Below are 21,460 nucleotides of genomic sequence, written 5' to 3' on the forward strand. Positions count from 1 at the left end.
TTGTTTTGTAATACCACTTCTCTAAATTATTGCTATAATCTGCATCGTTAAGTTGATTTCATACAATCACCTACTGTTTATGTGGTTTGTGGGCGGGGTGCTGGATATTGCCCCATACTGATAAGTTGCTCGCGTTCGAGGATGCGTTCTAGGAGGTTAAATTGCAGAATTTTAGCGGTTACGCGCCCTTCTGGTGTCCGTGGGACGATTACTCCTCCTTCTAGCCGAAAGTGGTCTGACCATTCCTGGAGGCGGGGATTAAAAAAGGGAGTTAGCTGTCCTGTCTCAGGGTCGATGGAACCTAGGTCAGTTCCTTTGAAACGGTTGCAGCAAGGACAGGATAACGCTAGGTTTTCAGCTTCCGTGACCCCATCATGTTTTTCAGCAATGATGTGTTCCATTTCAAAAGCAAAGAGTGAAGCCGTTTGGGGAAATCGACAATACTCGCATTGCTCTCCGGCGCGTTGGGTGACGACGCGACGCAGAGTGGCTGGTACATAACTCATGCTTCTGTCTGTAAGCGTTTGTAGGCGTGAGCTTTGGCTAAACGCACCCAATGTTCTAACAGCAAATAGCGATCTAGTTCGACTTCCTCTCTGGCCGAAATAGTGCCGGATTTATTGCGATCGAGCAGTTGGCTCATGCGGGCTTGCAACGCAGGTGTGGGGCGGATTGCGAGGATTTCTTCTGGGCTGGGTTGACTCGCTAGCAGTTCGACGATTTGGCGATCGTCTTGGTAGGGGATGGTTTCTGCGGGGGCGAGTTCCCGAAGTGCGCGATCCAGGGCTTCCGGGAGACGATCGCCCAATTGTTGCAGTTTTTCGCCAAGGATATCGGGAACTTCTAGGATAATTTGCATTAGTGCTGATCTGAGGATGGGAATTCCCTTGATTGTAACAAAGGGAAAAAATGCCGTTAACTTAAATTTCGATCGAGGATTAAAACTGCATAGCCCGATATTTACACAGTTGTTCACAATGGAGATAACTGGCGAATTCGCCCATTGTAATCAACTCTGATTCGGCCATCTTGGGAAACCGTAACAACCGTTTCTACCGTAAAGACAGACGAACCAGGCTTGGAACCCTTAAAAGTAAAAGTCCAAGTTCCATCGCCATTGTCTACAAAAGGCGATTCCCTAGAAATACCGTGCATAGAAGCTTCAGCTCGATAGTTGCCTAAACCCCCATTAGCCCTTTCTGCTGCTTGACGGGCTAAGTTTTTTGCCCGATTGAGTTCGATATTATTGTTGATCACTCTCACGCCGTCCGTCTCAGATTCAGGAGCAGGATTAGCATTACTCAAGGTAGGGAAGACTCCAACGGCTAAAGTTGAGAGCGCTACTAGACAAGCAAGGCGGATGTTTAGTTTCATAATACAAACTGATTTATAGTTTGATAAAGTCTACAACACTTGCCCGAAAAAACCCGGTTAAATTTTCAATTTTTAATTTTCACTTGTGAATCGGCTGGCGTTTCCCCACCGTACAAATAGCGGTAACTCATCCGAGAAATCTCCCGAATCAATGTTTGAGCTGGCTTCTCTGTTTCCGGTGAATGCTTCACCATCACCGCCACCAAATAACGCTTACCATTCGGCAAATCCACCATCCCCGCATCCGCCAGCATTGTATCAATGTTGCCGGTTTTGTGAGCAATAACTGAACCTTCGCCTAAACCTTTCGGCAGCAAAGAATCATTTCTAGTTTGGCGCATGATTTGCAAAATGCGATCGCGCGACTTGACGGATACCAAATTACCCCGGTCAATCTGGGCTATGATATTAATCAAATCCTGCGGACTGGTAGTGTTAGTTCCCTCCAAATCAGGCAAATTATTGCGGAGAACCGTCGCCCTCAAACCCCAATTGGCAAACTGCTGATTCAACATCTCAGCACCTCCCAACAACTCAATCATCATATTTGTCGCCGTATTGTCACTGACAACAATCATTTTTTGGGCAACTTCCAAAGCTGAATACTTCTTGCCAGGAGCCTGGTCTTGCATATCCCCAGAACCGCCGACAATGTGTTCGGACTTCAGCGTCAGCACCTGATCTAACTGCACTTTGCCCTCATCTACTGCTTGGAAAAAAGCTACTAAAATTGGCACTTTAATCGTACTAGCTGAAGCAAAAGCAGTATCGCCATTAAAATTTAGGTAGCTTCCAGTATCTAAATCGACTAGAAATATTCCGGCTGTCAAACTAGGATTTTCTGTTGCTAAAACCTGAACTTGGGTTTTCAAAGCTCCTAATTCTTGATTCAGTTGCAGCACTTCTCCTGTCACCGCTGCTGCAGATGCTCTGTCGCCTGCATCTGGGTTTTTCTGCCCTGCGGTGGTTTGTTCTTCTGGCGCTACAGTGGATGCTCGACTCACAGCATTTACCACCGACAGCAGCGTACCGCAAATCACCGCTATGCCAACTCCCAAAATCAGCAAGCGAGTAGCGTACACCAACGGCGGTACGCTCCGAGGTGCAGAGCGTTTACCCGGTCTCTCACTCGCTTTTGGGCGCGGTTTAGGCACGGGGGGTTTTTTGGCATCTGCGGGGATTACCGTGTCTGAAATGCGAACTGGGGGCGAACTGGGACGACTTCCACGGGTTGCAGGGGGTGGGGCAGTTGGCGGCTGGCTGTTGGGATTGCTGGCGATCGAACTCACATTTTCCCGCTCCTGATTCGGATCGGGAAACTCAAACATATCAACAGCAGCGAGGCCTTTTTTGCGGGGTGGGCGAGTCTTCGACTGCGGAGTTTTGCTGGTTCTGGGTTTTCTGGGGTTAATTGCCGATCGAGGATCGGATAAAAAGTCTTGTGTAGTAAATTCTTCCGAAGATGTGGGAGAATTGGCTCCATTTCTGCTGCCGCGGCCCTGTTGCTGTGGCAAAGTCGCAGGTTCGGGCGATCGGATTTCTGGGTTGCCGTTTTGCGGTTGCGGAGGGCGGCGGCGGCCCGATTTGCCAGACTGACTTGCTTTGCCGGACTTAGGCTGCTTTGAGCCGGAGTTGGGAGAAGATATCGAGGATATCACGGATAATATCGATCCTTTGGGAAACCGCTCTGCCACGTCTTACTCCTTCATCACTAATGTAAAGTTCAAGTTTAAGATTTTTCAGCTTGCCAGCCAATCAATTTTAAATTTTAGATTTTAGATTTTAGATTTTAGATTTGCCCCAGACGCTGCAGGATATCAGCAACCGGGTTTATTGCTCGCAAATTATCGCAAAGCTTAGGTTTTTAGTCAAGAAACTCTGTGATGAAGGTGACAAGTGGGTGCAGGAAAGTTCTCTGTGAAAAAAATCCTCAATCTCACATCCCCAATTATCAGCATTTCTGCTAGCTATCCATTAGATTTTCCGGCAACGCCCCATCCAGAGTATCAGAATTTGCCTCTCGTGGGTAAGTTTTGATTGCCCATTCTGTTTGGCGGAGGACGCCCCGCAGCATGGCGACTTCATCCACTGTGGGATAGGCTCTGTTGTACAAACGCCGAAATTTTTCCATCCGGCTTGCTGCTGTGTGCGGCTGCAAATATTTTATTTTGAGTAACAGTGTTTCTAGTTGCTGGTAATATCCCTCTAAATTTTCCAAGGGAGCCGATTCCTTCTGGCCACTGACAACTGACAACTGACAACTGACAACTGACTTGTATAGTTCGTAACAGCAGATAGCGACGGCTTGGGCGAGATTTAGGGAAGTGTAGGCATCGCTGCTGGGAATGCGAATCAGGCGTTGAGCGCGGTTTAATTCGGCATTGGTCAAGCCGCAGTCTTCTCGGCCGAAAATGAGGGCGCTGGGGGCTTCTAGGAGCCAAGGCAAGGCCTCTGCGGGTTCTTCTAGTTGTGTTGGCAACGATCGACTATCATCTCCTGTAGTTGCGATCGCTCTGACACACCCAACCAAAGCAGCGGGCAAACTCTCGACTACTTTCGCCGTTTCCAATATGTCGGCGGCGCGAACTGCCATCAGTCGGGATTCTTCCCCTAAATAATCGCATTGGGGATTTACCAAAACTAATTGGTGCAAACCCATATTTTTCATCACGCGGGCAACAGAACCCACATTCAAGGGCCCTGCTGGTTCGACTAAGACTATTCGGATGTTGGCCTCGGCCTTTTCGAGCATTTTTATTTGGGAGGTGTTTGGCAGAAATTATGTTGTTTCCTTAGCAACAGGCAAGATGCCTGTTCCACAATCAAATTTAACTATGAGTGGAACAGGCATCTTGCCTGTTCATAAAAATGGTACAAGATGTGAATTAGTTAATCTCTTGTCAAAATTAGCATGGCTAAGCAACGATCGAAATCTGATTTACCAACAAAAATGTGCCCGGTGTGCGATCGACCTTTTACTTGGCGCAAAAAATGGGCCGACTGCTGGGATGAGGTTAAATACTGCTCCGAGCGTTGTCGTCGCCGCCGTTTCGCCGCTTAAGATTAATAATTTACGGTAATTTGCTCGATCAAAGCTAAGATTGCAAAGGAAAAATTTTAGGTTAAAAATTATGGCATCGCTACAAGTGCAACCAAAGCTAGTTATTCACGGCGGTGCCGGCAGTTCTCTACATAGTAAAGGCGGAATTGAGGCGGTGCGGAAATCGCTTTACGATGTTTTGGAGGAAGTTTATCCGCTGCTGAAAGACGGTGCAAGTGCCGTAGATGCAGTGGTGCGGGGGTGCCAATTATTGGAAGATGACCCGCGATTCAATGCCGGTACTGGTTCTGTAGTGCAGTCGGACGGTCAAATTCGGATGAGTGCTTCCCTGATGGATGGTTTGATGCAGCGTTTCAGCGGGGCGATTAATGTTTCTCGCGTTCAACATCCGATCGAACTTGCTCAATTTTTGCAGCATTCGGACGATCGAGTTCTCTCTGATTTTGGTTCGGCGGAATTGTTGCGAGAACTTCAATTGCCGATTTACGATCCGATGACGGATTTGCGTTTGCACGAGTGGATGCAGGAACGCCAAGGCAATTTTAGTAAAGCAATGGCTGACGTGGTTGCCGAACCGGCCGGTGTGGGTACGATCGGAGTCGTAGCTTTGGATGTACATGGACGCTTGGCTGCTGGGACTTCGACTGGTGGCAAGGGTTTTGAGCGGATTGGGCGGGTTAGCGACTCGGCGATGCCGGCGGGAAATTACGCGGCCCAAAGTGCGGCGGTAAGCTGTACGGGGATTGGCGAGCACATTATGGACGAGTGTTTGGCGGCGCGAATTGTGATTCGGGTAACGGATGGTTTGAGTTTGAAAGCTGCTTTTGAGCGTTCTTTTACTGAAGCTGACGAACGTCAACGGGATTTTGGCGCAATTGGAATTGATGCTAGCGGGGCGATCGCTTTCGGCAAAACTAGCGAGGTGATTTTGGGTGCTTTTCACAATGGTATGGAAATGGGCGATACTTTGGAAATGAGCAAGGGAACGTTGATTTTTATTGCTTAAAAGGGCGATATAAATTGTCAGTATGTGGTTCAGATACCCGACTTGTTCAAAAAGTCGGGTATCTCGATCGGCGTTAGTTTTATATCAAATCCGGTGGCATCATAATTGATATTATATCAATTCCGGCCTCGGCCGGAATGATATCAAATCCGCGCTTCATCCTCGGGCGTAAAGTCTAATCAAGCTGCCAACAAATAATTCGCGCAATTTTCATTTTTTTGACCCCTCCTTCTACAGTCAACAGTCAACAGTCAACAGTCAACAGTCAACAGTCAACAAGCACGGACGGTGCAACCGGAATCGATATTCTTAAATCCGCAGTTGCCAAAGTTTAACAGTACCATTCTCCCCGCCGCTGACGAGAATTTCGCCCAAAAGCCCGATCGCCACCGCAGACACAGGGCTAGAATGTCCACCTAAAGTGTGCAGCAATTCGCCGCGAAGATTCCAAAGTCTAACAGTACCGTCAAAACACCCCACTGCAAAGTATTTCCCATCAGGGCTAATTGCGGCGGCAGAAGTGATGCGAATTCCTGTTTGCAGCGAATGCAATAATTCGCCTGTTTGCAAATTCCAGAGTTTGATAGTTTGGCCGCCGTGACTGACAAGAATTTGGCTATCGGAAGAAATCGCTACATAATTTTCGCTGCCAAAAGTTCGCCTCACTTCGCCTCCCGGCAATTCCCACAAAGTGACTGTGGCGCGACAGAAACCGCTGGCTGCATTGAGTCCGCTGGCTACTAGCATTTTGCCGTTGGGACTCAGGGCGATCGCACTTATGTCATCCCCTTGATAGCCTTCCAAAACTTGCAGCAGTTGGCCGCTGTTGAGGTGCTGAAGCTGGATTGTGCCGCGGGTGGTGCCGATCGCCAAAATTTGCCAGTCGGGGCTGACTGCGACGGATTCGTGGCGGTGCACCTCTGCCAAACGCTTCAGCAGTTCGCCATTTTGCAGGTTCCAGAGTTTGACTGTGCCCGCGCGCGATCGTGTCAGCAGCGTTTTGCTGGCGGGACTGAAAGCAACTAGCAACACGGCTGTTGAATGTCCGAAAATTGTCTGCTGCAGTTCCCCGCTGTGCAAACTCCAAATTTTCACTGTACTCTCCTCAGAACCCGTTGCGAGGAATTGTCCGTCGGGACTGATAGCCGCAGACAAAATCCTGTCTGAATGGTGGAGAGTAGCTTTTAAGATGGCGCCGGTTGAGGTTTTTGGCTGCGTTTTATATCCGGCTATTTCCAGCCAGTCGATCGCATCTCTCCAATTTTTGAGAGCATTTCGGGGTCGATTTGTCAATAATTCTATATATCTGTACAAAGTTTTTGACAAATCAACTTCGACACCTTTGATTTGTTTGTTGAGAAATACCGCAATTTCGGCTGGGCTGTAGCCGCACAGCAAGCCGCAGAGATGCCGCTTTTCTACGGGTGTCAGCCCTCTTCTGGTGTGGGGGGCGAATTCTTGTTTGGCATTTGCCAAGTCGCTGTAAAGCTTTTGGATGTCCCAGCCGGTGCTGGCGCGTGCAAATGGTTCTTCGGGTCGATCGAGGGTAGAGGGTATCATTTGCGGCAGTCGCGATCGAGTTCCTAGTCTAATTCCTAACCAAAATCCTAACATTCGCTGTGCGCGATCGAACTGTTGTCACCGCTAATCTATTTTTAACACAGCAAACAGGGGAAAGAGTTTCAGGTTGAAAATGTGCCTCAATCCTTACGTTTACAGTTTGTCAAATAACTTTACACAAACGGGAGCAACAGAAAATGTCTATCTATTCAATCGTCTTCTTTTTTGGCGGTCTGGGCTTTATTTTAATTTTGGTTGGTTATATCTGGGGATTATCTCAAGCTATTGAACAAGAAACTCTGTGGGGATTGGTTTACTTTTTTGTTCCCTTTGCTTCCTGGGTATTTCATATTAAAAATTGGAGTAATAAAAAAGTTAGACAACCATTTTTACTTCAACTTGCTGGATTCCTCATGTATTTCTTGTTAGGCATTATTATTGCATTATTGCCTGTAATAGGTATTCTCGGAACCGATGCTTCAGCGCCTAATGTATATCTGGGGTCTAACGAGCAATCGCCATCTTCTTTTTCTTCGGATTTCAATACTTATCCCTCACTCTCTCAAGAGCCATATCCTACTTCTGCTGCACCTGTAACTAATCCTAATTCTGCTCGTGTTGCTGCTCAAAATTCGGACTTCAAACAATCGATGAAACTCGGCTATATCTACTACGGACAGGGAGACTATCAAACCGCTTTAATCAATTTTAACAGAGCGTTACAGGTACGTCCGGGCGATGCTTATGCTGTCAAGTCTGTTTACAACACCAAAAGTGCGATCGTCCAAACCAGTGTTAAATAATAATCCGTGCCTGAGCAATTGGATATAGCGGATAGATAAGTAATTCACCTTGTTGGTGAAAATCCAAAATGAACTAATGAAAATTCTCAACCAAACACCGACTAAACTAACAATTCAATCTTCGAGCGCCTGGGATGGTTTGCTATTAATTTGTCCCTTCATCGTCATTGGATTATTGCAGATAATTTTAGCATCAAATTGGATAGGTGGAGGCATATTTCTGTTGTTTTCGCTGTCTTTGTTGGACGGCGCGATAGATGAAACATACATTTTTGATAAAACTTTTAGCAAAATGACCATTAAACGACGGGGTGTGTGGCTTCATGATGTTACCGAATGCTCAACTCGCGACATTTCTGCGGTGGAATTAGAGGAAATAGGAGATAGCGAGGGAAATCGTAGCTATTATGTTGATTTGTTGATGTTCGGGGGCGATATCATCTGTTTAAGAAGCTATTCACTAACAGAACAATACAAAATGGCTGACTTGATTCGCAGCTATATCTCGATTAGCGATAATCACACGATTAGTAATGTATTTGCCCTACAAAGCCGTGAACCCTAGCTATCCCGTAGGGAATCGCCCAAATCAATAACTAACGATAATTAAGTAGGCGCAAATAAACCTGACCATGTAACAAAATGTAAACCTGTACTCATCTGCGTGATTAAATTCCTACGGAGGGCAAAGCTAACGTTTCATTCCCCATATAGTAATCCTAAATCATTTGTGAACTTCTTACTTCCTCCCCGCGAGTTCGGGGAGGGTTGGGGTGGGGTAAAAAAATTACAACTCCTGCAAGGATTCCCATAACATAATTAATATATTTTTAAGATTCATCTACTTTAAATCACGAAAAGCTATATTAAACCCAGCCGCAGGTAAACAGGTAAACTCGCGACCTAGGTGGTCGGCAAGACATTTTAGTGCTAATCTATTAGCAAAATAAAAGGGGTCATGGCAAAGGACGACTTCAAATAATATATAAGTTAACAATTTGGCTCATCGGGGTCGGTAAGTCGATATGTAGCCTCATTTTTGGAATCAAAAGGTGAGATAAATGAAAAAAATCAAGGAAACAGCAAGTGAATTAATAATTCAGACTCAAAGCATATTTGATTTTTGGTTCCCTAGTTGTTTATTCATGACATTTGGACTGATATCGCTGACTTTTGACTATCATGCAGCAAGTCTGAGCTGCCAGCGATTGCAGGCAAAACAAGGAAAGTGCCAGATTGTGCGATCGAATTTACTGGGATCGAACATCCAAGAAATTGAGCTGGATTCTTTGCGGGGAGCTAAAGTTGAAAGATGCGGCTATAAAACCAGAGTTGTACTTTTGACTTCTGTTGGCAATGTTCCTTTCACTGCTAACTCCACTAATTGGGGAACCCAAAACGCTGTGGCTTCTGACATCAATTTTTTTGTTAAGAATGCAAAAAATCGATGGCTGCGCTTAAGCCAAGACGATCGCTGGTTGGGATGGACAGGAGGCATATTTTTGCTCGCAGGAATCGCAGTGATCGTCTTGAGAAATAATGAAATTTACAGCTTCGATGGAACTTTAAACACCTTGACTATTAAACAGCGGGGTTTGTTGGCACGTAAAGTAACGGAATACTCTCTGTGCGAGATTTATGGCGTGGAAGTCGATCGAACAAAAGATCGGGATAATGACACTTGGTACGAAATCAGACTGTTAGTTTGTGGAGGCTCTCGCATCTCCCTACCCCGCACGATGAACCCATACCAGCAAGCAAAAATCGCTAAAGCGATTAACAACTATCTGCACCAACAAAATAACCAAAAATAGCCGATCGCGATGGACCCGATTTCTCAAGGTGGCGGACTTACACAAAAACCGGGTTTTTCACTAAAATCTCTTCTATATTGCCATCGCTTCCGTTATAAAAACCCGGTTTCTTTGGTATCCAGTGCGAAACTCGCGATTGGGTAGAAACTGATCATCTAAAAAGTAAATGGTTCACTTTTTAGGTTCTTTCAATTTCCAACCTGGTTTGACAACTTGCCGGGCACGGGCTATTACTAAACAATCATTCGGCACATCTTCTGTCACCACAGAACCCGCCGCTACAGTAACATCTTCCCCCACAGTTATCGGTGCAACCAGCACGCTGTTAGAACCAGTTTTACTTCCATCGCCTATTTGAGTTTTGTGCTTGTTTTTTCCGTCATAATTCGCCGTAATTGTCCCAGCACCGATGTTGACTTTTTCTCCCAAAGTCGCATCGCCTAAATAAGACAAGTGAGCTACATTAGTTCGATCGCCGATTTGAGTATTTTTCAATTCTACAAAATTGCCGACGCGGCAGTTCGCCCCAATTTCTGCGTGTCCCCGCAAGTGGGCGTAAGGGCCAATGCGGGAATTTTCAGCAACCATACTGTCAGAAACTACCGAATAAAGCACAGTCACATTTTCTGCAATCTGACTGTTTTCGATCAAACTGCCGGGGCCGATGCGACTCCCAGAGGCGATCGAAGTGTTTCCCCGCAAGTGAGTTTGCGGTTCAATTACCACATCCGGCTGCAACTCTACGGTATCGTCAATGGTGATGCTGTTGGGATCTAGCAGCGTCACTCCCGCCGTCATCCATTTGTCCTTTATCCGCGTTTGCAAAATATCGCAAGCTGTGGCTAAATGTTTGCGATCGTTAATTCCCAATATTTCTTGATAATCTTCCACATCCACCGCCATCACCGGATTGAGGAAATTTACCGTGTCAGTTAGGTAATATTCTTTTTGGTCATTGTCTGCCTTCAATTCTGGCAAAATTTTCTCTAAATCCGGCCAGTGAAAACAGTAAACACCTGCATTAATTCGGTGATTTTGCTTTTGAGCTTGTGTGCAGTCGCGGTCTTCGACAATTTGCTGGACTAAGTTTTGACTGTCGGTAAATACTCGGCCGTACCCTTGAGGATTAGGCAAATTAGCTGTCAATAAAGTAGCAGAGTTTTGGTGCTGTTTGTGAATTACCATCAATTGTTTGAGAGTTTCTGCCCTCAGCAAAGGTACATCCCCATTTAATACCAGCAAATCTCCTTGAAATCCCTCTAAGTGAGGCAGCAATTGTTGAATGGCATGACCTGTTCCCAATTGTTCGGTTTGTTCGACAAATTCTAGGGGAGGAGATTCAAGATTTTTTCCTGATCTTTCTTGACATCCAATCAGAGATTCTTTAACGAGTTCACCTCGATAACCGACGATGACAAGTCGCCTCGTAATTTGAATTTCTTGACAACTTTGGAGGACTCGCTCAACTAGCGATCGACCGCCCAATTCGTGTAGAACTTTAGGCAAGTCAGATTTCATGCGCGTGCCACGTCCAGCCGCTAAAATTGCTATTGCTACCATTGTGCGATCGAGTTATTTGCTATAAAAACTTGAATATTGACTAACTGATGATATCACTCGCTGTCCGCCGATGGCACTGCGATCGCACAAATTTTTCATCTAAAATTTCCCATCTCGCATCCGCGCGATTAAGGATTTTTCCAGGCGGATGCTGGTTTTAGGGGCGATGCTTGCAATATCTGGACTGGCGCGCCTGGTATCAAAAACCTAGTTGCAGCAGCAGTAGCAGTATTTGGCGGCTGACCAAGACGACTTGCATTCCTCACTAAAAACCTGAGTTCGTTTGGCAGTAAGGAGTGCGAGTCTTTTCCCAAGGGCGGGGAGGGAGAGCGAGAGTGATAATTTGCATCTTAGGGCTGGGATTTGCCACGATACATTATACTATTTGTTGAATTTCAGTTAGGGTGTTTTCAACTTTAAAAAACTATTTCTGACTTTTTCATTCTTTCTGCCTTCTACCTTCTGCATTATCAGGTGTCCAGCTATGACAGAGCTTAATTTTCAGGAACTTGCCAAGCAGGGAAATCTCGCCAGTGCTATCGCATCTTGGCTAAACAGCCAGTTGCAATCTGAAGGCATCACAGCCTCCGCGAATCTCGACGGCGACTGTTTGGATGTAATTCTTGAGGCCGAGCAAGTACCCATAGAAAATACATTAGTTGATTTGGTTCGCACCGAGCTGACAAATTTGCAGCCGGATTCGATTCGCAAAGTGAAGGTTGAGGGCCGAGAAAGCGGTCAGATTGCTGTTGCTTGGAGTCAAGAGTTTAGTTTAGAGAACAGTAATTTTGAACCACAAAGCTTTGCAGGAGAAGCTGTACCAAATACTGCTGTTGCTAATATGGACGATCGCACAGACATGGAGAACAATATTGAGGAGGAAAAACCGTCGGAACTTGCAGCATTTGAGAACCGACTGCGCTCGACTTTCATTGTAGTGGGGCTAGTAACGGGTATGTTGGCGATCGCGGTGGTGGCGTTTGTCGGTAAAATTTTGAACCAGCCAGCAGCAACTGCGGGGAATAATCCCGATGAAACAGCAAATTTAGCAACTGTACTGGATACTGCACCAGATACTTTTCGAGAAGCCGTTAACAGTGCACTCAAAGCAGCAGAGTTAGGGCGATCGGCAAAAACCAAGACCGATTGGACTACAGTTATCGATCGTTGGCAAGAAGCCGTCTCATTAATGAGAAGAGTACCAGTCTCTAGCCCCAACTATCAACTAGCTCAATCAAAAGTAATCGAGTATCAGAAATATCTGCTTTACGCTCAAGAAGCAGCCGTAACTCCCCCTCTGCCAACTCCAACTCCCGCACCCGTCGAAAAATCACCTTCGGAAAAAGCAACTCCTAAAAAATTAAATTCTGAAAAAAGAGCTTCGGAGAAAGCAAATTCTAAAAAATCTCGTACCGACAAAGCAGAACCAGATAAAAAAGCTCCTTCCCGATAAATGTTAAAACATAGATGTGAAAAATTATGACTGACAACACTTTAATCGTTTCTCCTGAATGGTTAGCCACCAATACCGACAATCCGCAAGTTGTAATTATTGACTGTCGGTTTTCCCTTGCCGACCCTGAATTGGGACAAAAACAATATCAAGAAAGTCACATTCCGGGAGCTTTCTATTTAGATTTAAACCGCGATCTCGCGAGTTCAGTGGGCAAACACGGCGGTAGACATCCCCTGCCAAATATTGAAGAATTAGCTGATAAATTGAGCGCTATCGGTATTAATTCAGCAGAAACTTTAGTCGTCGCCTATGACGATTCGCGGCTGGCTTTTGCGGCTCGTTTGTGGTGGCTGCTGCGATATATGGGACACAGCAAAGTCGCTTTGTTAGACGGCGGTTTCAGCGGCTGGAAAGCGGCGGGATATCCGGTAACAAATACTTTGCCAGACCCCCGCGAGGGTAAATTTGTTGCTCATTTGCAGCAGGATTTGGCGGTAGATATTGAGGCAGTGAAAGAGCGTAAAGACTTACCGGGAAAGGTTTTGATTGATTCGAGAGAAAGCGAGAGATATGAAGGTTTGCGGGAGCCGATCGACCCCATTGCAGGTCACATTCCGGGTGCGGTTAACTATCCTTGGCAAGGGGTGACGGATGAAACTGGAAAAGTGCGATCGGCATCCGAACAAAAACAGCGCTGGACAGAATTAGAAAAAGCGGAAGAAATTATTGTTTATTGCGGTTCCGGGGTGACGGCTTGCGTTAATTTACTGTCTTTAGAAATCGCCGGAATTCCCGATGCTAAACTTTATGTCGGTAGCTGGAGTGACTGGTGTTCTTATCAGTTGTAGTGTGCCGGAGTCCGATGATTGTTGACTGTTGACTGTGATTTCTAGGATGGTCATCGCGCACCAAAGCGGGGAATCACTTCGGCGCACCTTACGGGGAATAAAAGGAAAATCAAATATAGCAACAGCCAAGACGGTTAGGACGTTGTTAATGGCTGAAATGATTGATTTTATTGCTTCTTCCTTCTTTCTTCCGACTTCCATCGGACTTCATTCCTTCTGCTATAATACCCTAAAAATCAAAATAAATATAAGGCAAACCCCCTTCGGGAGCCAACACCCAAACGGCATACAAACAAAGCGGCACTAACACCAATTTCAGCGGCCAATTTAACTCTAATTTCAAACCCCGACTCAACGCATAATTCCCCAGCATCGCTGCAGCCAAAGCGGCCAGAATCCAAGTTAAATGCACTCTTTCCAAACCCAAAACTTCGCCATAAACTTTCTCAGCAAACTGCACGTCAGCAGTGTGTCCCCACAAATGCGAAATCGCCCATCCAGAATCCTTTAAATCGGGAAGACGGAAAAATATCCAACTACCAAAAACCATCGCCTGAGTCAACAGCCAACCGATCGCAATACCGATCGGATTTTCCCACAAAAACTCGATCTGCAATCGCTTAAACAGCACATCAGTCAGCCTGTGAACAGCCAAAGCTAAACCGTGTAAACCCCCCCACACAATAAATCCCCAAGCTGCCCCGTGCCAAATTCCCGCAATTAACATCACGATCGACAAATTCAGACAAGTGCGCCACAAACCGACTCGCGAACCGCCCAAAGGAAAATACAAATAATTGCGTAGCCAGTCGCCTAAAGTCATGTGCCAGCGTCGCCAAAAATCCGCTATGCTGGCACTAAAATAAGGAAAATCAAAATTTGGTGGCAAATACCAACCCAGCAGCAAAGCAGTACCACGCGCCATGTCAACATAGCCACTAAAATCGAGATAAAGTTGCAGCCCGTAAGCAAAAATAGCCAGCCACAGATCCTCGCTACCCGCCCGCTGCAAGTTGGTAAAGCTTAAATCGACATAAATTCCCAAGTTATCTGCGAAAAGACCTTTTTTTACTGCACCAAAGGCGATCGTCCAAAGTCCCTCAGAAATGCGATCTGGCGTCGGAAATTGCTGGGTTTTCAGTTGATAGATCAAGTTGTGATACCGAGTAATCGGGCCGGAAATCAGTTTTGGAAAAAACAACTTGTAAGCAGCAAAGTGCAGCAGCGAAGTAGCAGCAGGCGCGCCTCGGTACACGTCAATCAAATAAGCAATGCACTCAAAGCAAAAGAAACTCAATCCCAGGGGTGCGATGACGTGACTTTTCACCCAGTCAGCGCCGTCGATAGCTACAGGCCAATTGAACAAAGTGCCGATCGAACTCAATAAAAAAGGCACATACTTAAAGCCCAGAAGCAGCAACACATTCAGGCAGATACCTATCCAAAGCAGCAACAAACGGCGGCGGTTCCAAGATTCATTAGCAATCCGCCAATCCAGAGGTTCCCCAATCGCCATCCCCAAGCAGTAATTAAACAAAGCAGCGACTAACAGCAGAGGAATGTACCAAATTTGCAGCGAAGCGTAAAAAATTAAACTACCCGCCAACATGATGAACAGCCGCCACCACCGCACCGGAACCAACCAGTAAGCCGCGAACAAAACTAACAGAAACAGGGCATATTGAAGGGAGATGAAAGTCATACCATTTTAGATTTTAGATTTTAGATTTTAGATTTGGGAATGGCTTATTTTGTATGGGTTTGGATTACGGGTCTACTGTTGCATTATTTTTATTAATCGAGACTTTGCTAAGAACGAGATTTATCAGGGATTTTAGCCGATCGCCGACACGAAAACAGGCCCTCGGTAAGTCCCTACTATATAGTCGGCAACTGAGAACTGCTACATTTTACAGCACAAAGGTTAAATTCTGTTGCAAATTAAATAAATATTGCCTGCTATAAATTAACTCTCTTACGAACCATATAAAATTCTGGTAAAAAATATAATTAGGTTTCCAGCATCGGACTTCAGTCCTCAACAGCTACAATTCCTGATATCGTTTCCCTTCGCATCGGAATATATTTTTTATCTTGCACTCCTAGCATCCCGTACAGCAAAAAAGTGATGTAACCCAAAATGTTTTGAATTCATCACGATAGCAGGTATTTGACAAGTAGTTCGATCGCACTTCAACGCTTCCCAAACCTCAAATTCGGTCAGATGCGGTATCATAATGTCGATAAAAATTGCTTGCGGTTGCTCAAAGAGCAGTCGCACCCACCATCAGCGCCGTTGGCGACCTATATCGCAGTACAATGAAGTGGTGGCAAGTTGTTCAGCAAATACCGAAAAACTATCTTCATCCTCCCCACTCAAAACTTTGGCTGCTGAATCCGACGCTGGCGATGACCCGGAACCGCGCAAGCTACGAGAATTTGCGCTTTTGGGCGATATTTCCTCTCCCTTAGCAGGGGACATTTCCAAAGGGTTTTCTTCCTCTCCAGGATACAGAATCGGCAGTGTAACAAAAAAAGTCGAACCCACTCCGGGTGAACTTGTGATTTCAATGCTTCCCCCCAGAAATTCCGCCAGTTTTTTGCACAGAGACAGTCCCAATCCCGTGCCTTTGACGCGCTTCTGCAAGGGGTTTTCGAGTTGGACAAATTCTTCAAAAATCTGCCTTTGGTCGGCTGGGGGAATGCCAATGCCCGTATCTGCTACTGAAAAAGTAATTGTTCCCTCCTCTCCTATTTCCGCAGCAACTCGAACTTCACCTGCTTCGGTAAATTTGAGGGCATTAGAAATCAGATTTCGCAAAATCTGAGAAACTTTGCCCTCGTCGGTTGTGAGGATTGGAAGTTCGAGAGGATCTTCAAAAATTATAGACACGGCAGAGTTTTGGGGAAGCAGGGGGCGCATCATTCCTCGCAGGGCGCTGAACAAATCTTCGACTTCAAAATCAGCCACGCGAACAGTTAGTTTTCCGGCTTCCACTTTGGCTAAATCTAACGAGTCGTTGACAAGTTCTGCGAGAGACTCGGCAGATTTATGAATGTAATTTACTTGCTTTTCCTGTTCGGCGGAAAGTTCTCCGTCTAGGCGATGTAACAAGATTTCGGAAAGGCTCAGAATTGCCGTTAGCGGAGTGCGAAACTCATGGCTCATATTGGAGAGAAAGCTGGTTTTGAGTTCGCTGGCGCGGCGGAGAGATTCGGCTTTGTCGTTCAATTCAGCGTAAAGTGCCAGGACTCCGCGATTGGTATCTTCTAGTTGTTGATTTAATTGTACGAGTTCTTCTTGACGCTGGCGGAGTTCGTCTAAAGTGCGTAGTAATTCTTGATTTTGCTGCTGAATTTCAGCGTAGGGATCTTCGGGAATTTGGCGCGCTAGTTTGTCAACTAATTGATTGAGTTCGATCGCACTCAGCGCCGGCATATTTTTGGAAAACTGTTTAATTAATTGTACAGCCGTTCCGCGATCGGGCGCCGAGTCGATTTGCACTTCGTCCATCAAGCGTTTCGCTGCTGCTAAACCAAGTCCCGCGCCGGTTTGCGATCGAAAATTGGGGCTTAACACAGCCGCTAAATCAGCAATTCCCGGCCCCGTGTCGGAAATCCGAGTCCGAAAAATTTGGGGCGATTCCCCTTCCACAATGAATTCTACTTTGCCACCGCCTGCATATTTGAAAGCATTGCGGGCAATTTCGGAAACTGCTGTGGCGATGCGGGTTTGTACTTGGGAATCGAATCCCAGCCCTTTAGCAATTTGGCGAGCTCTTTGGCGTACTTGTACGATGTCTTGTTCAAAACGGACTTCCGTCGTCAGGATTGGGTAACTCACGCTGCTTCTCTCACCTTGGCTACTATAACTGTCATGTCATCGCGAGTGCGTTTGAAGTCCCGGTAGAGCACGGCTGCGATTAAAGCAGGATGCCTGGAGGCTAAACCCGGGTAGCGGTTTAAATTCCACTGCGCCGCCAAACCGTCGGAGTGCATGATGAGTAGGGACTGCTGCGACCAAGGATAGACAAATTCTGCTACTTTTCGCATCATATGTCCAACTGTGCCGTTGTAGGAAACCATGCTGCGGCTTTGGTTATCTGTGACAACTACACCGCTGATGTTGCCAATTCCGGCAAAACAAATTGTTTGTTGAGTAAGATCGATTTGGGCGATCGCCGCCGCCGCTCCTCTGGTATTTTTTAAAGCAGCGTGCGCCTTTTCTAAAATTGCTTTCGGCCCAAGTTTGGCGTTTTCCTCAAATACCCGCACTGCTTCCTGAGACGCTTCCTGGGCCAAATCCCCGTAGCCGAGCCCGTCTGCAACTAAAATCAGGTTTTTCTCACAGTGATTTTCTGCCGCCCACGAATCCCCGCAAATTTGCTCTCCTGCTTTCGGTAAGTGGATAACCCCAAATTCTAAGTAATTGCTGTTTTGGGATGCTTCCCGGCTATTTTTGGTCGGTTCCAGCCGCGCTAATAAGGCTGACCCCAGTTTTGGTACAGAATGAATATCAAAAACAGTAGAGAGGCGTTGAATTGCCCCCAGTCCCGTTCCAGGGCTTCCCGCTGTAGAAAAACCGTCCCGTAGACACAGCGCGACATTTGCCATTCCCTGCCCCCTATCGAGCGCTACTATTTCAATGCTATATCCTGCCGTTGTTTTTAATGTTCGCAGCAAAATTTCTCCTTCGCGGGCGTGCTTGACCACGTTTTTTGCTGCTTCTGTGGTAACAATTGCTACTTTACCGCGATCGGTCTCGTTAAATCCGACTTCAGCCGCCAGGGCGACTGCGATTCGGCGCGCTTCTCCCACTTGACTTTCTTCTGTTACGGGCAGGGCTACGGCATCTATCATTTTTTATCAGTTCTCATAATGAAATCCTCCATACGCCAACCCTCTCCGGGTATGGTGTGGCATTCCCAGAATCACTTCTTGGCTTTGCTGGTTGCTATTTATACCAATTTTAAAAAATAATACAACTATACGCAAGCTCCAAACCCCGATCGTCCTCAGTCAATCGATTTTAGATTTTAGATTTTAGATTTTAGATTAAAGAATGGAAGCATTGAACCCACGGATTCATCCGGGGGTTTGTATCCTGGATGCTTTCACTCATTCCCAATGCTGTAATCTAAAATCTCAACTCTCAAATCGTATTACTTACTCACCGCCAGCGGACGATCGCAATTTTAGTCCCCTTACCCACTTTGGAAACAATTTCAAATTCGTGCATCAACCGTTTAGAACCACTGAGTCCCAAACCCAAACCCTGATTAGAAGTATAACCGTCAGTCATAGCCAATTCGATGTCGGGAATTCCCGGGCCCTTGTCTTCAAATATCAGCCGTAGCCCTTTGCGGGTGCCTAATTGGAGTGTTTCGAGAGTTACAGTTCCCCCTTTGCCGTACTCTACAGTATTGCGGGCGAGTTCGCTGGCTGCGGTAACGATTTTCGTTTGGTCTAGTAAACCGAATCCCATTGCTACAGCCCAAGTTCGCACTTGCTGTCGGACGTGGACTATATCGGATGACGATCGGATTTCTAGTGTCTCACGTTTTGACATGGCGGCTACTGTACCAAAATAGAACTTCTCCCCAAAATATAGGACTTAGACTCATCCACTTAGTTTCTCCTAATAAGACTTACGCACTTACTACGATTTTCTCTCAAAAGAGAAGATAGTGCAGGAATCTCAAACCCTTGATTTAACCCCCTTGAGTGCGTAAGCCCTCTCCTAAGAAATCTTCAGTTTGTCAACAAGGTATGTACAAACAAACTAGGTTTCGTGATTGCCTGTGCCTCAGTCAGGGGACAATTAATCGACTGCTTACGCTTGCCCGTCAAGAGACAAACCCAAGGATTTTCGCAACAAAATCATGCCCTTTTCAACGCTTAAAGCTGTGCGAACTCCTGTCAGGGAAAGGCCCAACTCAACGAGGGTAATAGCAACCGCTGGCTGCATCCCGACTACAACTGTCTCCGCATCTAAAATTCGTGACATACTAGCGATATTGTTGATAATGCGACCGATAAAAGAATCAACAATTTCGAGGGAAGAAATTTCTATTAACACACCTTTGACACCTGTTTTGACGATGCGGTTCGTCAGGTCATCTTGCAGCGTCATTGCTAAGCGATCGTGCATATCTACCTGAATTGTTACTAGCAAAAATTCTCCCATTTGAAGAATCGGTATTCGTTCCACAAATTTACCTATTCGTTAACTTTTACTTGGGTTTACCTGTCAGACTGCAATATGTTTATCTTTCCTCTTTAAGATTTTTTATAGTTAAACCTTGGCGCTGCAACGCGACCTTAAAAGCATCTGCTAAAGTAGCTTTTGTGAGAATATCCTGCAAGTCAACTCCCAAATGAACTATGGTTTGAGCTATTTGCGGACGAATGCCACTGATGATGCACTCAGTACCCATTAAACGGGCGGCGGCGACAGTTTTTAATAAATGTTGAGCAACTAAAGTGTCAACAGTCGGCACGCCTGTAATGTCTAAAATTGCAAATTCTGAGCCGGTTTCCATGATTTCCTGCAACAGAGTTTCCATGACTATTTGAGTGCGGGCACTGTCGAGAGTCCCGATCATGGGTAAAGCGAGAATGCCTTGCCAAAGTTTGACGACGGGTGTTGACAATTCGAGCATTTCTTGCTGCTGGCGTTCGATGACTTCTTCGCGAGCTTTGAGAAAAATTTCTGTCACCCAAAGGCCTAGCTGGTCTAATAAACTGGTGGAAAGCCAAAGTTGTTCGACAAGTGCGTCGCGGTTTTGTGTCAGTTCATGACAAAGCCGATCGAACAATGGCTTTTTGAAGCATAAAATGAAACTCGCTATCTCTGAGGGAGTAAAGCCTCTCTGAACGCGCGATCGCGAAACTTCTGCTAGCAACACCCGCATATTTTCCCATTCGGGTGTCTGGATGTCGCTAAAGTTACCGTGCCCCACTGCAATGTGGAGCAATTGCAGGAACTCTTGACACTCGGAGCGCAATTCTTTGGCTCTCATCAAGTCGTCCCGCCGCAGCCCGGTATTTTGCAGTTCTTTGAGCCAGTCTGCTAGTAACTCTGCTTTGTGTCTTTGTAGGATTTCCGCGATCGTGTTATTGCTTGTGAGTTCCATTAAAATTATCTCCTGCTTAGCAATTGGAATGAAGTTGTACGAGCGATTCCCTACGGGATAGCTTCGCACGCGCGCACCAAGCGTGTTTTTTGATGATGGGGCAACTTCTGAGTTTAGCTCACTGTTTGCTGTTTTCGATCGAGGGTTAAGTACCTAATTGTAAAATGCGTTTGACGATCGCACTCGTAGAACTCGGAACTTCTATTTCGATTAAGGAAATCTTGCCACCTCCGGCGATAACAGCCGGTGCTTCTGGCAGAGTTTCGACTTGATAGTCGCCTCCTTTAACGTATATATCAGGCTTCAGGATATTTATCAGTTTAATTGCTGTAATCTCGGCAAAAATTATTACGGCGTCTACTGGTTTGAGGGCGGCCAACACTTCGGCTCGCTGATTTTCCGGTACGATCGGGCGGGGTGGCAATCCCGGCTGCTGGGGTTTGATAGCTTGCACGCTGGCGTCGCTATTCAAGCCCACCACGAGCGATCGCCCCAAATTTTTTGCTGCCTGCAAATAGCGGACGTGACCGCAGTGCAGGATATCGAAGCACCCGTTAGTAAACACGAGCGGACGCCACTTGTCCGGATCGGATGCGAGCGATCTTTCAAGTTCTTTCAACGTGTAAACATTAGAAATCATTGCAGTCATTACCACCAAATTTGAACAGCGAGCAAAATTATCCTACCAAAAAATCTGAATTCTTGCACTTTTAATATTGAACAATAAATCCTTCAACCTGGCAATAATTAATAGCTGTAAATGACTAAATAGGCATTAGTAATCTGTGACTATTAAGCAAGAATATAAAAGTAAAAATTACCTGCGACGAAGCTGATATGGC

The 21,460-nt window shown here is 46.0% G+C and carries 21 protein-coding genes; 7 read left to right on the forward strand and 14 right to left on the reverse strand.

All coding sequences use genetic code 11. From position 1 onward, the window contains the following. Positions 1–77: 77 nt before the first annotated feature. The 5 genes from QUA03_RS04335 to QUA03_RS04355 all read right to left on the reverse strand — a co-directional run bounded on the left by QUA03_RS04335 (position 78) and on the right by QUA03_RS04355 (position 4,126). The gene (locus tag QUA03_RS04335) at positions 78–506 is read right to left on the reverse strand and encodes an HNH endonuclease signature motif containing protein (RefSeq protein ID WP_333209988.1); all 429 of its coding nucleotides are present in this window, start codon (positions 504–506) and stop codon (positions 78–80) included. Beyond that, complete coding sequence (locus QUA03_RS04340) at positions 503–859, reverse strand: hypothetical protein (RefSeq protein WP_333209990.1); 357 nt, start codon at positions 857–859, stop codon at positions 503–505. The genes QUA03_RS04335 and QUA03_RS04340 overlap by 4 nt, the downstream gene beginning before the upstream one ends. 113 nt (positions 860–972) lie before the next feature. Further along, on the reverse strand, positions 973–1,374 hold the full coding sequence (locus QUA03_RS04345) for a hypothetical protein (protein WP_333209992.1): 402 nt from the start codon (positions 1,372–1,374) through the stop codon (positions 973–975). 65 nt (positions 1,375–1,439) lie between these two features. Then, positions 1,440–3,032, reverse strand: coding sequence for a serine hydrolase (locus QUA03_RS04350; RefSeq protein WP_333209994.1), 1,593 nt, complete (start codon positions 3,030–3,032; stop codon positions 1,440–1,442). 305 nt (positions 3,033–3,337) lie between these two features. Beyond that, complete coding sequence (locus QUA03_RS04355) at positions 3,338–4,126, reverse strand: RNA methyltransferase (protein ID WP_333209996.1); 789 nt, start codon at positions 4,124–4,126, stop codon at positions 3,338–3,340. A 55-nt stretch (positions 4,127–4,181) separates the two neighbouring features. Between QUA03_RS04355 and QUA03_RS28980 the strand changes: the two genes are divergently transcribed. Further along, positions 4,182–4,454: a hypothetical protein gene (locus QUA03_RS28980; protein ID WP_445304747.1), complete on the forward strand. Its 273-nt coding sequence runs from the start codon at positions 4,182–4,184 to the stop codon at positions 4,452–4,454. A gap of 51 nt (positions 4,455–4,505) precedes the next feature. Next, positions 4,506–5,441, forward strand: coding sequence for an isoaspartyl peptidase/L-asparaginase (locus tag QUA03_RS04365; protein WP_333209999.1), 936 nt, complete (start codon positions 4,506–4,508; stop codon positions 5,439–5,441). Positions 5,442–5,750: 309 nt separating this feature from the next. Here QUA03_RS04365 and QUA03_RS04370 read toward each other — a convergent pair whose 3' ends face one another. Continuing rightward, positions 5,751–7,055 carry a WD40 repeat domain-containing protein gene (locus QUA03_RS04370; protein ID WP_333210001.1) on the reverse strand — a complete coding sequence of 435 codons (1,305 nt, stop codon included), beginning with the start codon at positions 7,053–7,055 and terminating at the stop codon, positions 5,751–5,753. A gap of 143 nt (positions 7,056–7,198) precedes the next feature. Between QUA03_RS04370 and QUA03_RS04375 the strand changes: the two genes are divergently transcribed. From QUA03_RS04375 to QUA03_RS04385, 3 genes are all read left to right on the forward strand, one after another. After that, entirely contained in the window at positions 7,199–7,804 is a 606-nt protein-coding gene (locus QUA03_RS04375; protein WP_333210003.1) for a hypothetical protein, read from the forward strand. A gap of 76 nt (positions 7,805–7,880) precedes the next feature. Beyond that, entirely contained in the window at positions 7,881–8,369 is a 489-nt protein-coding gene (locus tag QUA03_RS04380; RefSeq protein ID WP_333210005.1) for a hypothetical protein, read from the forward strand. A gap of 496 nt (positions 8,370–8,865) precedes the next feature. Then, positions 8,866–9,618 (forward strand): hypothetical protein, encoded by a 753-nt coding sequence (locus QUA03_RS04385; RefSeq protein ID WP_333210007.1) that lies wholly within the window; start codon positions 8,866–8,868, stop codon positions 9,616–9,618. Positions 9,619–9,789: 171 nt separating this feature from the next. Here QUA03_RS04385 and glmU read toward each other — a convergent pair whose 3' ends face one another. Next, positions 9,790–11,178 (reverse strand): bifunctional UDP-N-acetylglucosamine diphosphorylase/glucosamine-1-phosphate N-acetyltransferase GlmU, encoded by a 1,389-nt coding sequence (glmU, locus tag QUA03_RS04390; RefSeq protein ID WP_333210009.1) that lies wholly within the window; start codon positions 11,176–11,178, stop codon positions 9,790–9,792. A gap of 484 nt (positions 11,179–11,662) precedes the next feature. On the opposite strand from glmU, the gene QUA03_RS04395 reads away from it, so the two are divergent. After that, positions 11,663–12,631 (forward strand): hypothetical protein, encoded by a 969-nt coding sequence (locus tag QUA03_RS04395; RefSeq protein ID WP_333210010.1) that lies wholly within the window; start codon positions 11,663–11,665, stop codon positions 12,629–12,631. A gap of 26 nt (positions 12,632–12,657) precedes the next feature. Then, on the forward strand, positions 12,658–13,482 hold the full coding sequence (locus QUA03_RS04400; protein WP_333210012.1) for a sulfurtransferase: 825 nt from the start codon (positions 12,658–12,660) through the stop codon (positions 13,480–13,482). A gap of 229 nt (positions 13,483–13,711) precedes the next feature. Here the strand turns inward: QUA03_RS04400 and QUA03_RS04405 are convergent, their stop codons facing one another. The 7 genes from QUA03_RS04405 to QUA03_RS04435 all read right to left on the reverse strand — a co-directional run bounded on the left by QUA03_RS04405 (position 13,712) and on the right by QUA03_RS04435 (position 21,258). After that, the gene (locus QUA03_RS04405) at positions 13,712–15,184 is read right to left on the reverse strand and encodes an MBOAT family protein (protein ID WP_333210014.1); all 1,473 of its coding nucleotides are present in this window, start codon (positions 15,182–15,184) and stop codon (positions 13,712–13,714) included. Between the two features lie 585 nt (positions 15,185–15,769). Continuing rightward, positions 15,770–17,326, reverse strand: coding sequence for an ATP-binding protein (locus QUA03_RS04410; protein WP_333210016.1), 1,557 nt, complete (start codon positions 17,324–17,326; stop codon positions 15,770–15,772). Further along, positions 17,323–18,342 (reverse strand): ATP-binding SpoIIE family protein phosphatase, encoded by a 1,020-nt coding sequence (locus QUA03_RS04415; RefSeq protein WP_333210018.1) that lies wholly within the window; start codon positions 18,340–18,342, stop codon positions 17,323–17,325. Before QUA03_RS04415 ends, QUA03_RS04410 begins: the two co-directional genes overlap by 4 nt. Before the next feature lie 310 nt (positions 18,343–18,652). Then, positions 18,653–19,051, reverse strand: a complete 399-nt coding sequence (locus QUA03_RS04420; protein WP_333210020.1) for an anti-sigma regulatory factor — start codon at positions 19,049–19,051, stop codon at positions 18,653–18,655. 264 nt (positions 19,052–19,315) lie between these two features. Further along, positions 19,316–19,693 (reverse strand): STAS domain-containing protein, encoded by a 378-nt coding sequence (locus QUA03_RS04425; RefSeq protein WP_333210022.1) that lies wholly within the window; start codon positions 19,691–19,693, stop codon positions 19,316–19,318. Between the two features lie 55 nt (positions 19,694–19,748). After that, the gene (locus QUA03_RS04430) at positions 19,749–20,618 is read right to left on the reverse strand and encodes an STAS domain-containing protein (RefSeq protein WP_333056896.1); all 870 of its coding nucleotides are present in this window, start codon (positions 20,616–20,618) and stop codon (positions 19,749–19,751) included. A 145-nt stretch (positions 20,619–20,763) separates the two neighbouring features. Beyond that, positions 20,764–21,258, reverse strand: a complete 495-nt coding sequence (locus QUA03_RS04435; RefSeq protein ID WP_445300131.1) for an adenylyltransferase/cytidyltransferase family protein — start codon at positions 21,256–21,258, stop codon at positions 20,764–20,766. Positions 21,259–21,460: the final 202 nt, after the last annotated feature.

The organism is Microcoleus sp. S36b_A4, from assembly GCF_036700645.1.
Classification (GTDB): Bacteria; Cyanobacteriota; Cyanobacteriia; order Cyanobacteriales; family Microcoleaceae; genus Microcoleus.

Bases quoted from the DNA above. Each gene is read 5' to 3' on its own strand.
- QUA03_RS04370 (WP_333210001.1), bottom strand. From the start codon at position 7,055: ATGTTAGGATTTTGGTTAGGAATTAGACTAGGAACTCGATCGCGACTG.
- QUA03_RS04380 (WP_333210005.1), top strand. From the start codon at position 7,881: ATGAAAATTCTCAACCAAACACCGACTAAACTAACAATTCAATCTTCG.
- QUA03_RS04395 (WP_333210010.1), top strand. From the start codon at position 11,663: ATGACAGAGCTTAATTTTCAGGAACTTGCCAAGCAGGGAAATCTCGCC.
- QUA03_RS04400 (WP_333210012.1), top strand. From the start codon at position 12,658: ATGACTGACAACACTTTAATCGTTTCTCCTGAATGGTTAGCCACCAAT.
- QUA03_RS04340 (WP_333209990.1), bottom strand. From the start codon at position 859: ATGCAAATTATCCTAGAAGTTCCCGATATCCTTGGCGAAAAACTGCAA.
- QUA03_RS04415 (WP_333210018.1), bottom strand. From the start codon at position 18,342: ATGATAGATGCCGTAGCCCTGCCCGTAACAGAAGAAAGTCAAGTGGGA.
- QUA03_RS28980 (WP_445304747.1), top strand. From the start codon at position 4,182: ATGCCTGTTCCACAATCAAATTTAACTATGAGTGGAACAGGCATCTTG.
- QUA03_RS04375 (WP_333210003.1), top strand. From the start codon at position 7,199: ATGTCTATCTATTCAATCGTCTTCTTTTTTGGCGGTCTGGGCTTTATT.
- QUA03_RS04430 (WP_333056896.1), bottom strand. From the start codon at position 20,618: ATGGAACTCACAAGCAATAACACGATCGCGGAAATCCTACAAAGACAC.
- QUA03_RS04355 (WP_333209996.1), bottom strand. From the start codon at position 4,126: ATGCTCGAAAAGGCCGAGGCCAACATCCGAATAGTCTTAGTCGAACCA.
- QUA03_RS04335 (WP_333209988.1), bottom strand. From the start codon at position 506: ATGAGTTATGTACCAGCCACTCTGCGTCGCGTCGTCACCCAACGCGCC.
- QUA03_RS04365 (WP_333209999.1), top strand. From the start codon at position 4,506: ATGGCATCGCTACAAGTGCAACCAAAGCTAGTTATTCACGGCGGTGCC.
- QUA03_RS04420 (WP_333210020.1), bottom strand. From the start codon at position 19,051: ATGTCAAAACGTGAGACACTAGAAATCCGATCGTCATCCGATATAGTC.
- glmU (WP_333210009.1), bottom strand. From the start codon at position 11,178: ATGGTAGCAATAGCAATTTTAGCGGCTGGACGTGGCACGCGCATGAAA.
- QUA03_RS04385 (WP_333210007.1), top strand. From the start codon at position 8,866: ATGAAAAAAATCAAGGAAACAGCAAGTGAATTAATAATTCAGACTCAA.
- QUA03_RS04405 (WP_333210014.1), bottom strand. From the start codon at position 15,184: ATGACTTTCATCTCCCTTCAATATGCCCTGTTTCTGTTAGTTTTGTTC.
- QUA03_RS04345 (WP_333209992.1), bottom strand. From the start codon at position 1,374: ATGAAACTAAACATCCGCCTTGCTTGTCTAGTAGCGCTCTCAACTTTA.
- QUA03_RS04435 (WP_445300131.1), bottom strand. From the start codon at position 21,258: ATGATTTCTAATGTTTACACGTTGAAAGAACTTGAAAGATCGCTCGCA.